This is a genomic window from Chitinophaga sp. HK235, from assembly GCF_018255755.1.
Lineage (GTDB): Bacteria > Bacteroidota > Bacteroidia > Chitinophagales > Chitinophagaceae > Chitinophaga.
Window position 1 is genome coordinate 156,624 of sequence record NZ_CP073766.1, and the last position, 16,854, is coordinate 173,477.

At 48.6% G+C, this 16,854-nt stretch carries 2 protein-coding genes; both read left to right on the forward strand.

Translation table 11 applies throughout. The features are described 5' to 3' along the window. Positions 1-7: 7 nt before the first annotated feature. Positions 8-5,743, forward strand: coding sequence for a non-ribosomal peptide synthetase (locus tag KD145_RS00515; protein WP_212003980.1), 5,736 nt, complete (start codon positions 8-10; stop codon positions 5,741-5,743). 10 nt (positions 5,744-5,753) lie between these two features. Then, positions 5,754-16,853 carry a non-ribosomal peptide synthetase gene (locus KD145_RS00520; protein WP_212003981.1) on the forward strand — a complete coding sequence of 3,700 codons (11,100 nt, stop codon included), beginning with the start codon at positions 5,754-5,756 and terminating at the stop codon, positions 16,851-16,853. Position 16,854: the final 1 nt, after the last annotated feature.

Here is a 16,854-nt window from a genome sequence, read left to right on the forward strand (position 1 = left end):
TTGTATCATGAATAAAGACGAATTGTTAAAAAGGGCCAGGAATGAGGATTTTTGGAGTATGCAGCTTAAAAAGGCGGGTCCCGGTGAAAACAGGCTGTTTCTAAATATTGAAGAAGTAAAAAACAATGCGGCAAGCTCTTCTGAAATCATCTATTTGAAAGAATCAGATACTGAAAAAGTGCGGCACCTTTGTAATGAATCTGATTTATTGATATACAATTTTTATGCTACTGCACTACATATTTTATTTCATTTTTATGGAGAAAGAAAGGTAATATTTCTTTCTCCATCCACCCGACTGGAAGAGACAGAAACAACGGAAAAGTTCTTCCTGATGATGGATGACATTGACATGAAGGAGAGCTTTAAGACGCTTTTCTCTTCCCGGAAAGAATCCTTACTGAACGCCATCAACCATACCGTTGACCGGGATGCCATCCTCGCGCTCTTTGATACCCGGGATTATGCCGGGCTTCAGCCTGTATACGCTTTGTGTGTGGATGGCCATGTATCGGACGCATGTAAGAAACTGACACAGGTGATTTTCCACTTTAATGTGTCTTCCTCAACACCATCGCTGGAGATTTTCTGCAAAAGAGAATTGTACGATGAAAAGATGCCGGAGCTGTTCGGAGACAACTTTAATGCGCTGCTGGGACAGATCATCAGCCGGATATATGAGCCGGTGAAAGACCTGAACTGGATGGGCAGCCGTGAGCAGGCTATCCATGACCGGATCAATCAGTCCCGGGCTTATTTTTCCGTCGATAAAAACGTGGTGGAATTGGTAGAGGCACACCGGACAGCCAACGCAACTGACGTAGCCATCAGGGATGGCGACGAAACGCGCACGTACGCTGATTTGTCAGCTAATTCCAACCGGCTGGCCCATTATCTTTCGGAGCAACATGCATTGGGAAAAGGTCATTTGGCGGGTGTGATGATGCCCCGGTCTATTCAGATGCCGGAAACCATCCTCGCTGTCTGGAAAACAGGCGCGGCCTACGTCCCCATGGGCACCGATCTTACCGACACCAGTCTGGCGCAGATCATCCGCAATTCGGGGCTGAAAGTGATAGTGGTCAATACCGGCGAAGCGCTGGCGCAATTGTCCAGGCTGGATATAGCCGCTGCCGTAGTATATCTGAACGAGGAACGGGAACGGATCAACGTTTGTCCGGACACGCCACTGAATACAGTCATACATCCCAACGACCTGGCATACGTGATCTACACCAGCGGCTCGACAGGCGAGCCGAAAGGCGTCATGATCGAACACTTCGGGATGGTCAATCATATCGGCGCCAAGATTACAGAGATCGGTATTAAAAAAGGGGGTATCGTGGCGCAAAATGCGCCGCATACATTTGATATTTCTGTCTGGCAGTTTTTTGCCCCGCTGGTGGCAGGCGCACAATGTCTCATCTACAACGAGGAGGAAATCCTCAACATAGGCCACTTTATCGCCAAAACAGTGGAAAACAAAGTGAATGTACTGGAGCTGGTACCTTCCTACCTGCTGGAGATGCTGCACTATATGGAAGCAGCAGTGGAGAAACCACATTTTGCGCTGCTGTCTTTAATACTGAATGCAGAAACGTTGACGCATTCCATGGTGAGCAGATGGCTGGCCCTTTACCCCGGTATTCCTATTATCAATACCTACGGGGCAACGGAGGTTTCAGATGATATCTGCCATTACTTCATGACCAGCGTTCCCGGCTCTTTTACCGTGCCGGTAATGTATGATCCTATCCAGCATGTGGAGGTTCATCTGGTCAATGATAATTTCGAAAGAGTACCTGTTGGCGTAAAAGGAGAGATTTTACTGGCCGGCCCCACTGTAGGGAAAGGGTACTTAAACAACGAAGAAAAAACAAAAGCTGCCTTTCTGGCTGGTCCGATTGCGGGCGTTACCCGTCAGGAGCGGGTATACAGAACCGGTGATATCGGCAGGCTGACGGCCGGCGGAACGCTGGAGTTTATAGAACGTGTAGACAGCCAGGTGAAGATCCGTGGCCACAGAATTGAATTAGGTGGTATAGAGAATATTATCAACACCATTCCGGAGGTTAAGAACTCCAAAGCTATCGCCAATACTGCAGATCAGTATATTGTGCTCTATTACATGTCGGAAGCGGCGATAGACAAAGATGTGCTGGATGATGCATTGTTATCGAAGCTACCGAGGTACATGTTGCCCGCCATCTATATCCATTTGACAGAATTCCCATTGACCCCTAACGGGAAGATAGATAAAAAGGCGCTGCCCGATCCGGAGCAGTTCGAACTGGCAGCGGGTGGCGCGACCTATGTAGCGCCGCGAAACGAAACGGAAGAAAAGCTGGTGGCTATTTGGCAGGAGGTGCTCGGGAAAGAAAAGGTGGGTGTCATGGATGATTTCTTCAGCCTCGGAGGGCACAGCCTGAAGATGATGAGGCTCACCGGCAGCTACCATAAAGTTTTTAATGTGAAAGTTGAGCTGGCGGACCTGTTTGCAAACACTACGCTGGAATCGCATGTGGACCTGATTGCCGGTGGCAGCGAGGAACGTTATACTCCCATTCCTTTGGTGGATAAGGCTTCCGCCTATCCGCTTTCACCGGCTCAAAAGCGTTTATGGCTGGTACAGCAACTGAATCCTTCCACCACCTCGTATAACATTTATGCAGAGCGGCAGTTACAGATGACTGCGGAGGAGTTTGCCGCTGCTCTGAAAGTGCTGGTGGAAAGGCATGAGATATTACGGACGAAGTTTGTGGAAGAAGATGGCGAACCGCGACAGGTGATTATACCAGTGGAACAAGCCATTTGGGACCTGCCGGTAGCAGATGATGTGTATCAGGCTGCGGAGGCGCTGAAACGGCATGTGTTTGACCTGTCGTCCTGGCCATTGTTCAGGTTGGCGGTACATCGGCAGGAAGGCGGTATCAGGTTGCTGTTCAATATGCACCATATCATCAGCGACGGATGGTCTACAGATATTTTTGTCAGAGAGATCAATACCATTCATAACAGGGAAGCCGCGGCATTAACGCCGCTAAAGATACAGTACAAGGACTATGCAGCGTGGCAGAATGCCGCCTTATCTGACGGGAAGCTGGATATGAGCCGGCAGTACTGGGTGTCAAAGCTGTCGGGGAATTTGCCGGTGCTTCGTCTGCCGGCGGATTATTCCTCCGAGGAGCTCCGCGAAAACAATACGGGAGCTTATACACTGTACCTTGACCAGTACGTAAAAGCATTGATCCATGATTTTGCTTTACAAAGGAAAATCAGTGTATTCAGTGTTTTAGCGGCTTGTTTTAAAGTGTTGTTATATCGTCTCACCGGAGAAAATGATATCATCATCGGGATGCCGGCAGCCAACAGGAACCACGAAGATGTAAAAGACCTGATCGGCTTTTTCCTGAATACACTGATGCTGCGGGATCAGGTGGACAGTGAGCAGCCTTTCAATACACTGGCCGACGAAGTGGGAAAAACAATACTGGAAGGTTTAAAACATCAGTCGTACCCGTTTGAACTGCTGCTGGACGAATTAAATGTGGTAAGGGACCAGCATCATTTCCCTATTAGTTCCGTTTTCCTGAACATGCTCGATTTTAACGCACAGGAAAAGGAATATATCAGAGACTTTGAACCGGTTCATATCACCGCCGCCAGTGCGCCGAAATTCGACATTGAATGTTACTTCAAAAGTTATGAAAACGGTATTTCATTGCAATGTGCTTACCGGCGTAACCTGTTTGAGCAACCAACGATCGCATACTGGCTGGAGGAGTATACGGCTATCGTAAAACAGGTGCTGGCATCTCCGGACATGCGCATCAAAAATGTTCATGTTTTTGATAAGGTGAAGTTTGAGCAGGAAAGACCGGTTCCCAAAAACTCCTTTGTACCATTTGAAAAAGCGGCCATTCAACAGACCATCGTTTCAAGGTTTGAACAGCAGGTGGCGCGGACCCCACAGCAGGCGGCATTGGTACAGGGTGATAACGTCATCAGCTATCAGGAGTTAAATGCGAAAGCTAACGGACTGGCACACACTATTCTCTCCAAAAAACAAATAAAGGGAGAGCATATCGGCCTGTTGCTGGACCATGGTGCTCCCGGGGTTACCGGCATGCTGGGGGTTTTAAAGTCCGGCAACATCTACGTTCCGCTGGACCCCAGCCATCCTAAGGAAAGATTACGGCATATACTGGAGCATTCCCGGTGTAATGTCATCATAGCGATGGAATCAACCCTTGAATTGGCGGCATCCCTGTCTACAGCGGCCGACGAGCTGACCGTCATCCATTTTTCCCCGGATATTATTTCGCGGGATGACCGGCCTGATGTGGAGATTACACCCGAAAGCCCGGCGTATGTGTTGTATACTTCCGGGTCTACCGGCATACCGAAAGGAGTAGTGCAATGCCATAAAAACGTACTGCATTTCATCAGGCTTTATACGAATAACCTGCATATTGATGCCGGCGACCGCGTAAGCCTGTTGCCTACCTATAGCTTCGACTCTTCCGTGATGGACATTTACGGAGCGCTGCTGAACGGCGCAACGCTGTATCCCTACAGCATAGAAAAAGAAAGTGTAGAGCATCTGAAGACATGGCTCGAAGCCAATGAAATCAGCATCCTTCATACGGTTCCCACCATATACCGGTATTTCCTCGATACCTTAAAGGAAAAGGACGTATTACAGCATACACGGCTGGTAGTGTTGGGCGGTGAGGCGGTGTTTAAGCACGATGTTGACCTGTTTAAAAAACATTTCCCGGAAGAGGCCATCTTTATTAACGGTTACGGCCCTACGGAATCAACGGTTACCATCCAGAAATTCATAGATAAAACAACCCGGATCACCCATCGTAACATCCCGGTGGGCGTGCCCTGTGAAGATACCACTGTCTATATCCTGAACGAGGACGATGAAAAAATGGGCATCTATCAGGAAGGAGAAATCGTTTACAAAAGCGATTATCTGGCGCTCGGATACCTGAACGACGAAACGCAGACCAATAAGGTGTTTACCCCTGATCCTATCACCAAAGAAGGCCGGGTATACAGGTCCGGAGATCTGGGGATGTGGATGCCCACCGGTGATATTGTGTTTACCGGCAGGAAAGACGGGCAGATAAAACTCAACGGTATCCGTATTGAACTGCCTGAAATAGAGCAGCACCTGCTGAAAATTACAGGTATAGAAGAAGCCATCGTACTCAAAAAAGTACTGAAAGGCGCCGAGAGACTGGTCGCTTACATAAGAGGCGAAAGGGAGTTAAACATCAGGGAAATAAAACTATCCCTTTCGCAGTCCCTGCCCGTGTATATGGTGCCTGCCCATTATGTCTTTCTGGACAAATTCCCGCTGACGGCCACCGGCAAGATCAGCAGGAGGGATTTCCCAGAACCGGCGCCGGAGGAAGAAACCATGAGTCTCCCCGAAAACCCGGTGGAAGAAAGGCTGGCACAGCTATGGAGCGAAATATTAAAAACAGACCCCTCAACGGTAAGAACAGATCAGGGCTTATTTACCATGGGAGGTAACTCGATACAGATCATCCGGCTCAAAAACAAAATTCAGAAAGATGAATTGCTGGGCGTTCAATTATCCCTTAAAGACTTTTTCCCGGACCCCACCATTAAAAGCCTCGCCCGTGTTATTCAGCTGGCCACCAGACTGAAAGGCATGGAGGGTATGGAAATTCAAAATGAATTTGAAAATGAAAGCATTATCTAAACGCAGCGATATGCATCAACTATTAGAAGAATTAATAGGAAAAGGTATATATATCGTTAGGGAAAATGACAACCTGAAAGTTAAATACAACGGAACGAAGCTGCCGGAAGATATCCTCTTTACCATCAGGGAAAACAAGGAAAGACTCCTGGAATACCTTAGAAAACTGGAGCGTGTAAAATCGCAGGATGTGATAGATAAAGTGACGCCGCAGGATACCTATCCCTTGTCCTCGGCGCAGAAGCGGCTATGGATGCTCTACCAGATAGACGGTGAAGGAACGGCGTATAACATGCCATCAAAAGTGTTCCTGAACGGTGAATATGATATTGATTGCTTTAAAAAGGCGGTGTATGCAGCTATCGACCGTCATGAGATACTGCGGACAGTATTTGTAACCGATGATGAGGACGGCGTCCGTCAGCGGGTGATGGACAGGGAGGTATTGGGCTTTGAGATTGGTTATGCGGACTTTCGCGGAACAGAAGAGAAAGCAGCTGCTTATATTGACGCGGATGCCTACCGGCCTTTTGATCTGGAACAGGGGCCTTTGCTGCGGGCGAGTTTACTGCAGGTGGCAGATGACCGGTATATTTTTTACTACAACCTGCACCATATTATCAGTGATGGATGGTCTATGGGAATACTGGAACGGGATGTTATCCGGTATTACGAGGCATTTATATCCGGAACGACGGTACGGTTACCGAAACTGCCGATCCAGTATAAAGATTATGCAGCCTGGCAGTTGAGCCGGCTGGAGACAGAACAATACCGCGGCCATCAGGTATACTGGCTGGACAAGTTTTCCGGCGAACTGCCGGTACTGGATTTGCCGGCCTATAAATCCCGCCCCCGGGTAAAAACGGATAACGGGCAAAAGTTGTCTACGCCCATGCCGGCGGACGTAACGGCCGCATTATACCAATATTGTCGGGAGCGCGGCGGCAGTGCATTCATGGGATTACTCGCGGCATGGAATGTATTGTGCTACCGCTACACCTCACAGACGGATATCATCACCGGCACGCCGGTGGCCGGCCGCGAGCATTCTGATCTGGAAGATCAGATCGGGTTTTACGTCAATACGCTGGCACTGCGTAACCAGGTAAATCCTCAGGAAAGTTTTGATGCGTTCTTTGAACGGGTGAAAGAAAACACCCTGTCATCTTATGAGCATCAGCAATATCCTTTTGATCGTTTGGTGGAGGAGCTGGGGGCTACGCATGATACCGGCCGCAGCGCGATCTTTGATGTGATGCTGGTGCTACAGAATACAGAGGATAACAGGTCGGATGTGGAGATGGCCACCGACTGGCAGGACCAGATTAAAGACCATGGTTATGATACTGCCAAATTTGATATTGACCTTACTTTTTACGAGATAGGGCACCGTATATACTTAGCCGTTACCTATAATACGGATGTGTATGACCGGGAGATGATAGAACAGCTGATGGTACATTACAGAAGCCTGTTGGCTGCTTTGCTGGAAAATCCGGGTCAAAGCCTTGGCGCCGTGGAGTATTTGGCTGCAGCCGAAAAAGACATGCTGTTGAACACGTTTAACGCCACGACAGCAGACTTCCCGGCAGACAAAACGGTGGTGGATCTGCTGGCGGAGCAGGTAAGCGCCAACCCCGACAGTACGGCTGTAATATTTGAAGGCAGGGAACTGACCTATCTTGAGCTGGACCTACGCTCCAACCAGCTGGCGCATTACCTGAAGGAGCGCGGTATCCGGGAAGGGGAACTGGTACCGGTGTATCTGGAACGCTCCATGGAACTGATCATTGCTGTCTGGGCACTGTTAAAAGCCGGAGCGGCCTACCTGCCTATCGATACCAACAACCCGAAAGACCGTGTGAAATTTATGCTGGATGACAGCGGAGCCCGGTTTGTACTGAGCATGCCTACCCTGTTGTCAGCGTTTGAATTAGAAAACATTACGCCGGTATATGTGGAGGAGGCAAACTATCACGACCGTCCCGGTTATCCTGTAGCCGTCAAACCGGACCCCGGCAAACTGGTCTATGTGATTTATACCTCTGGCTCCACAGGCCTTCCCAAAGGAGTGATGATCGGGCATCAGGCGTTGCTGGCCAGAATGTGTTTTTATAATCGGTTTTACGGTCTAAGGGGCGGGGACAGTGTATTGTTCTACTCATCCTTCAGCTTCGATGCGGCCATCGAAGAATATATACTGCCGTTTGTTTCCGGCGCCAGATGTGTGATTGCCGGCACAGATTTCAATAATGAGTTGTTCGCCAATATCGTGGAGTATGTGGAGCGGTTCAGCATTACCAGAATTTTTACGTCACCGGTTTTATTACAGCATATCGTAGATGAACTGACAGAAGACGAGGTAGGTAGACTGGCTTCGTTGCGCCATATCATTTGCGGAGGGGAGAAGATAAGCGTCGAAACGGTGAACGGTTTTTACCGGAAACTGGGTGTGTTGAACCATTGTACCTTATATAACGCCTATGGCCCAACGGAGAATACCAACGATTCAACGATTTTAAAGCTGGAACATAAAATATACCGGAGGATTTCCATCGGGAAACCGATAGAAAACACGACGGCATATATACTGGATGAGTGTAACAACCTGACGCCACCGGGCGTCGCGGGGGAACTACTGTTGGGTGGGGCAGGACTGGCCTTTGGGTATTTAAACCGTCCGGAGCTCACCGCGGAGCGGTTTATTCCTCATCCATTCTTGTCGGGAGAAAGGTTGTACAGGACCGGCGATGTAGGTCGCTGGCTGCCCGACGGAAACATCGAGTTTTTAGGCAGAAATGACAATCAGGTAAAGATAAGGGGATACCGGATAGAGTTGGGAGAAATCGAAAATACCCTGTTAGACCAGGAAACGATTAGTCAGGCTGTTGTGATAGCCAGACAATATGAAGGCAGTACCCGGTTGGTGGCGTACGTGATCCCTAAAGGGGCCTATAAAAAGAGCGATATCCGGGAACAGCTGAAACGCCGGTTGCCGGAATATATGGTGCCGGGCATATTTGTGGAGCTTACCGCCTTTCCATTAACCGTGAATGGTAAAGTGGATACGAAACGGCTACCGGAGCCAGGTGCGGAAGATGTATGTTCTGAGACTTATGAACCAGCCCAAACCCCTTACCAGCAGCAAATCATTGATATCTGGAAAGACCTGCTCCGTCAGGAGCGTATAGGCATTAACGATAACTTCTTCAGCCTTGGAGGAGACTCCATCATGGCGATACAAACGGTCAGCAGGGCCAAAAAAGCCGGCATCGCTTTAAAAGTAAAGGATTTATATACCTTCCAGACGATAAAGGAGCTGTCAAAGTCCATCAACGGTGCGGTGAAGGCGATCAGCGAACAGGGCATACTGGAAGGCGAGGCGCCTTTACTGCCAATCCAGCAACATTTCTTTGAACAGGGATACGACAACCCGGATCATTTCAACCAGTCGGTGTTGTTAACGGTGCCTAAACATATTACGATACCGGTTTTACAGGACGCCGTGGTGTTGTTGTTCCAACAGCATGACGCTTTACGCTTACGGTATTTTCTGAAAGATGAAAAATACCACGGGATATATGATGCCGCCATTCCTGCGCTGGAAATAGAGACAGCGGGAACGGCAGCCGAAATTACCAGTATCTGCGAGGCATATCAAAAGAAAATTTCCATCAAAACCGGCAACCTGGCAAAATTTGTATTCATTGAAACGCCATCCGGCGATGCAGCCAACAGGCTGTTCATTTGTATACATCACCTGGGTATCGATGGCGTGTCCTGGCGTATCCTGACAGATGACCTTTCTGCTTACATACATACCCTGAAAGCGGGCCAAATAGTCAGCCCCGGCGCCAAGACCACCTCGTGCCGCCAATGGCAGGCACGGTTGAAGGAATATGCAGACAACTATCTGCTGAAAAATGAAGCGGAATACTGGAGCGGCATATTGTCCCGGGCAGAAGAGGTGCCACAGGACTATGTATTTGAAGGAAAGTCAGCTCAAAGTTCCTTCCGTATTCAGCATGTTACGCTGTCTGAAGAAGAAACCGGCAGCCTTTTGCAGGAATGTAACGATGCATTCGGAACAGAAATCAATGATCTGGTGCTCGGCGCGCTGGCCATGTCACTGGCGGAAGTATTCCGGAAGAACCAGTTTGTCATCGGACTCGAAGGTCACGGAAGGGAACACCTGTATGATGATGTGGACATAAGCAATACCGTAGGATGGTTTACCACACTGTATCCGGTGCTGCTGGAAGCTTTTCCCGGCGATGTGGAAACGACGCTGGTGCAGACGAAAGAAAATTTAAGAAGCATTCCCCATAAAGGGATTGGATATGGCGTGTTGCGCTACCTGTCCGATCATGAACCGGTAAGGAAACGGCTGTCGAAAGATATTGAACAGGTGGTGTTTAACTATTTCGGTCAGATCGGCCTGGAGACAGCATCGTCAGAACAAATACTGGGCATCGCCAGAGAACATAAAGGGACTGAGATCGGTGAAGAAAATCAGCACAACGGAAAAATTTCCATTAACGGGCTGGTAGTAAACAACTGCCTGAAGATAAGTATCAGCTACGATACCAACCGGTATGCGGAGGAAACGATAACTGCGCTGGCAGAGCTTTACAGGCAAAGTTTGCAACAGATCATCTCTTTGTGTAAAGCGGCTGCAGTTGTTACCAAAACGCCTGCCGACTACGGTGTGAACGGTATCGTGTCTTACCGGGATTTAAAACAGTTCATAAAGGAGCAGCATGTTTCCGACCTGTACAGACTTAGCCCCTTGCAGGAGGGAATGCTTTTCCACAGCCTGTTTGACAATGATCCGCATGCCTATATTTCCCAGACAAGCCTCGATTGGCACGGGGAGTTCAACGAGTCCGCATTTATACAGGCATGGGAATATGTGGCGGCAAAACACAGCATCCTGCGGACGTCTTTCCATATTGCGCCATTTGATGCCCCGGTGCAATGCGTACATGAGAAAATAACGCTGCCGGTAACCATACTGGACTATACTGATATGGATGACCGGACAAAAGAGGAAAAGCTCAGTGAATTTCTTAAAATAGATGCCAGGACACCATTTGAACTGCATAAGGCACCACTGTTCAGGTTAACCGTCATCAAAACCGGGCCATCTGTTGTGAAAGTGGTGTACGCTATTCATCACATGATTGCCGATGGATGGTCCAGCCCTGTCATTTTCAGTGAATGTTTCCGGGCTTATGAGCAGGCCGTGCAAAATGGCCATCTGCCAGCGCCGGAAAAAATTGACCACTATAAAGCGTATCTCGACTTCATCGAACGAAGAGATATCTCGAAGACACGGCACTACTGGCAGGAGCAGTTGAAACAGCTGGATACCGCCAGCCTGTTGCCTTTCTGTAATGATAAGGAAAGGAACAAGACCTTCGGTAATACCGCCCGCAGCTTTACAAAACAGGAGACATATGTGGCAAAGCTGGAGGCTTTTGCCCGCAAAAACAATCTTACTGTCAATACCATCGTTCAGGGGGCCTGGTCGTATTTGTTGTCCCGGTATGTTAATCATCAGACAGTGGTGTTCGGAACGGTAATTTCAGGCCGGTCCACCGAAATAGAAGAAGTGGAAAACCGGGTGGGACTGTATATCAATACTATTCCCCTATGTACCACGTTGCACGAGGAAGAAGCGGTGACAACATGGCTGAACCGCCTGCAAATTGCGCAAACCACTTCCCGGGAAGAATACGGGCATGCGTCGCTGGCTGATATCCAGAAGCAGAGTCCTGTGAAGGGCATTTTGTTTGATAGCCTGCTGGTTTTTGAAAATTATCCGGTTGACGCGATTAAGGCGGTCAAATCCAAGCTGGATATAGACAATGTCCGGGTGAAGCAGCAAAACAACTATCTGCTGACCATCTCTGCGAATCATTATCCGGAAAAAGCACTCAGCATCACTTTTGAATACAATTCAACACTGCTATCAGAAAGCATCATCGACATGATGGAAGGGCACTTCAAAGTTATGCTGGATGCTATTTTGGAAGAAACGAAGATCGGAGCGCTGGATTTGCTCACTGCTGCCGAAAAGGAAGAGCTGGTGCTTACTCATAATCAATCTGCTCAGGCGGTTGATGATACAGCCAATGTAGTAGCACTGTTTAAGCGGCAGGCTGTTGCTACGCCTGAAAAACCGGCCTTACGGTATAAAAACCGGGTGGTTTCCTATGCGGAGCTCGACCGGCTGTCAGATCAGGTGGCAAAACACCTGACCAATAAATGCGCGGTGAAAAAAGGCGCCGTTGTCGGTTTTAAATTAGATCGCGATGAATGGGAAGTGATCACCGTGTTAGGCATCTTAAAAGCCGGCGCAGCCTATCTTCCCATAGCCCCTGACGTTACTGCTGCCAGAGAAGCATTCATTTTACAGGACGCCGGCATCGCGGTGTTGATTACAAATACGAATTATCTGTTCGATCTGACGGACTATCAGGGGATCATATTTTCCATTGATGTGGAACTCGAAGCATCGGAAGGTGCTGTAGAGACAAGGATTGATCAAAATGATTTAGCCTATATTCTCTACACTTCCGGCTCTACCGGTGTACCTAAAGGAGTGATGATCACTCATGGTTCACTGGTGAACTATCTGCTGTGGGCGAAAACCATGTATCTGGGCAACGAGTTGTCCAGTGGCGATTTCGGGCTGTTTACCACTTTGTCGTTTGACCTGACCGTGACCAGTTTAATGCTGCCGCTGATCAGTGGTAATACGTTGGAGATATTTGAGAAAGGGCAGGTGTCAGCTATTTTAAAGCAATATTTTGAAAGTAATATTTCCTGCATCAAGCTGACACCAGCGCATATCAGTTTGCTGCAGGAACTGGAACTTTCCCAAACCGGGGTAGAACTGGCCATTGTAGGTGGAGACGCGCTCCAGCAACATCATGTTGACATCCTGCGGAGCCTCAACCCGGACATGAAGATCTATAACGAGTACGGCCCTACGGAGGCAACCGTTGGTTGCATGATTTACGAAGTACCTTTTACTGCGGAAGCCATCTCCATCGGCCGGCCGGCCTTCAATACACAGATCTATCTGTTGAATGACCGGAACCAGTTGCAGCCTAAGTACACCATCGGGGAAATCTGCATCGGCGGGGCAGGACTGGCCAAAGGTTATGTAAACCAACCAACGCTGACGGCGGAAAAATTCATTCATGCTCCTTTTGGCACCGGCGACCGGATTTATAAAACGGGCGATCTGGCCATCCGCAATGCTGATGGCAGCCTGTTGTACCTGGGCAGAAAAGACAACCAGGTGAAGATCCGTGGTTACCGGATTGAATTGGGAGAGATAGAAGCGTGCCTCTGCACTCACAAAGAGGTGTCCGAAGCAGTGGTGATTCCGGTAGATGCCGGTCACGGAAAAGAATTGGTGGCCTGTTTGGTATCCGGCAGCTCCCTGACGATCAATGATCTCAGAAGTTATCTGTCGAAGCAGCTACCGGAATACATGGTTCCTTCGCGTTTTGTGAAACTGGATAAAATCCCGTTGACGGCCAACGGTAAAGTTGACAGGGAAGCACTGCTGACAGCTGGTCAGTCTGAAATCACCTCCGGTATTGAATATCTGGCAGCATCTACTGCCGCAGAAGAAAAGCTGGTGGCCATCTGGCAGGAACATCTGGAAGTGGACAGGGTCGGCATTAAAGACGACTATTTCCAGCTGGGCGGCGATTCTATCAAAATGATCCGCCTGATCAGCAAAATCAACAAGACATTCAAAATAGATCTTCCAATCGGTATCTTTTATGAAAAGCCCACGATAGCAGCGTTGTCGGATTTTATCTCTCAACATGAATCTGCTGGTAAACCGGACTATGAGCTGATTAACCGGATAGAAGCGGATTTAGCGCAACTGGAATCGACCGTGTTGCAAGCGTATCCCGATCCTGAGAATATTGCCGCCGTTTATCCGATGAGCGATATACAGGTTGGCATGGCCATTACCAGTCAGGTGGCAGTGCACCGTGGCGACTTTGGCGTTTATCATGACCAGTTCCTGTTCCCGCTGGGTGTAATAGATCTGCCGCGGCTGGAAAAAGCGATGGCGCGCATGGCAGACAAACATGAGACCTTCCGGACTACATATCATTTGTATGAATACGGTAGCCCTGTACAGATCATTCACCGGAAAGTCCCGGTGGGCATTGGTTATAGAGATCTGTCGTCGTTGTCCGGAGCGGAGCAGGAGGCGTATATACATGATTTTCTGGCCGATGAAAGGATCAATAACAGTTTTGATGTGACGAAAGCCCCGCTGTGGCGGATCACGATATTGCAGATCGGAGCAGCGGATACGCTTTTTGTTTTCCAGTTCCATCATGCCATCATGGATGGATGGGGACAGAATAATTTCAAAGTGGAGTTGTTCCGGATATACAAAGCCCTTGAAACAGCAGAGGACTATCGTCCGGAACCGCTGAAGTGCGGCATGCGCGATAGCATACTGTCCGATTTGATGGAGCTGGAAAGTGAGAGTAGTAAGACTTTCTGGCAGAATAACATGCAGGACTACAAGCGGCTGGACATTTTATCGGAGGAGCCGGCCGATAAACAGGCATCGCGGGCATATCCCAAAGACTTCAGTACAAGGTTACTGGAAAAATGCAAACAGGATAAGGTAACCCCCAAAGCACTGTTTTTAAGCGGCAGCCTGTATGTACTGGGGATGCTTTCTTATGAAACAGATATGACTGTGGGGGTAGTGACGCATAAACGACCCATTACAGAAGACGGAGATAAACTGCTGGGCTGCTTTTTAAACTCTGTTCCTTTCCGTTTTGATGTTGCTTTCTCCAAAGGGCTCTCCTGGAAAGGATTTGTTCATCAGGTGGAAAGATCGCTGAATGAACTGAAAGGCAAAGACCGGATGCCGTTGAACACCATAGCGGAACTTGCCGGGGAGGAAGCCAAGGAGAATCCCTTCTTTGATGTGATCTTTAACTATGTGAACTTCCACGTCATCAGTGAATTGTATGACGATGAAGATTTCCAGGAACAACAATCAAAGAGAGAAGTGAAAGCGCTCTCCTATGAAAGTTATGAAAGAACAAATACCTTCCTGGATATCGCGGTAAACCAGACGCTGGATAATATTTCACTGACTTTTGTTCAGCAGAGGGCGTTGAAATCCAACCGCACCTTAGAGGACCTGATTCAGTTTTATGATAACTTCCTGCATAACTATCTCGAATCGGACAGTGAGGTAATGAGTCATACAGCCATTATTCCGGAAGCAGAAAAAGAGCAATTGTTTGCATTCGGGCATCACTATTCTTCTCCTGATAATCAGGGAGCAACGTTGGTCAGCCTGTTCGAAAGACAGGTGCACGCCACACCTGACAACATTGCGTTGGTATACAATGATCATCAGTACACTTATTCCACACTCAATGAGCTGGCGAACAAATTTGCGTATTACCTGTATGAACGGTTCGATGTCGTTGAGGGGGATTTAGTGGCACTACAGCTGGAGAAAAGTGAATGGGCGATGATCGCTATCCTTGGCGTACAGAAAGCCGGCGCAGCCTATGTCCCCATCGATCCGGCTTATCCGGAAGAACGGATCACATATCTGAAGATGGACAGCGCATGTAAATTGTGTGTGGACGAAGGGATGATGAGCGGGTTTATTGAAACACGGAATAGTGTTGCCGGAAGCAGGAAGACGATCATTACGCCTGACAGCCTGGCCTATGTGATCTATACTTCCGGGTCGACAGGCAATCCCAAAGGGGTTGAGGTGACGCATGCCGGTGTGGTCAATACCATCCTTGCACCGATAGCCGGCTTTGAGATCAATGCGCAATCGAAGGTGCTGCAGTTTACTTCTCTGTCATTTGATGTGTCTGTCTATGAAATCTTTGCCACATGGATATCCGGCGGCAGTCTGCATGTGGCGGATGAGGCTACCCGCAGAACCCCCGATAAGTTACAGGATTATATCGTTCGGGAGCAGATCGATATTGTATCACTGGCGCCTGCCTACCTGAAAACACTGGATATCAGCAGGCTGCATACGCTGAAAATGTTGATGACCGCCGGCGAGCCGGCAGACGTTGAAAAAGTGACCGAATATCTGAATCAGAGTGCGGGCGCATACATTAACGCTTATGGGCCTACGGAAACCAGCATATTCGCTACCCTTTTGAAAATCGATAAGGCAGCGGAGCTGATGGACAGGGCTATGCCCATCGGCAAGCCCCTGGCCAATGTTAAGATCTATATTCTGGATGATAATCAAAATATCGCGCCGCTGGGCGTCATGGGGGAAATATACATTGGTGGGGCCGGCCTGGCCAACGGGTATCTGCACCGCCCGGAATTAACGGCTGAAAAGTTCATCAGTAGTCCGCTGCATGCCAGCGAACGCCTGTACAGGACCGGAGATTTCGGAAGATGGTTGCCCGACGGAAACATCGCCTTCTTTGGCAGAAAAGATGAACAGGTGAAAATAAGAGGCTACAGAATTGAACTGGGAGAAATTGAAAGCCGGTTGCTGTTAAAACCCGGCATCAGAGAAGCCGTGGTAGTAGTGGCGAATAACGAAGCGGATGAAAAAGAACTGAGGGCCTACTTCGTAGCTGATATGATGGCAGACGAAAGAAGCCTGCGGGATGAATTGTCAACGGGATTACCGGCCTACATGCTGCCTGATAAATATATTCAGCTGAAAGCAATACCACTGACGCCAAACGGGAAAACAGACAGGGGCCAGCTTCTAAAGATGGAAAGCATCGGCCCCGGTGCCGGCGGTAACTATGTTGCACCCAAAGACGAACTGGAAAGGAAACTGGTCCGGATGTGGGAAGACGTGATTAAAGGCAGGCGTATAGGCGTCAGCGACTCCTTCTTCGATATGGGCGGTAACAGCCTGAAAGCCATGCAGCTGGTGACGAGGATGAGGCAAGAACTGAACGTGGACATCGATATTCTGATGTTGTATCAGTATCCCACTGTCGAAAAAATAAAAATACCACTGGAGAACCTGATGTGGGCCAGCGACAGGTTTGATAAAGAAGATGATAACACGGAAATCTTTTCCTTTTAAA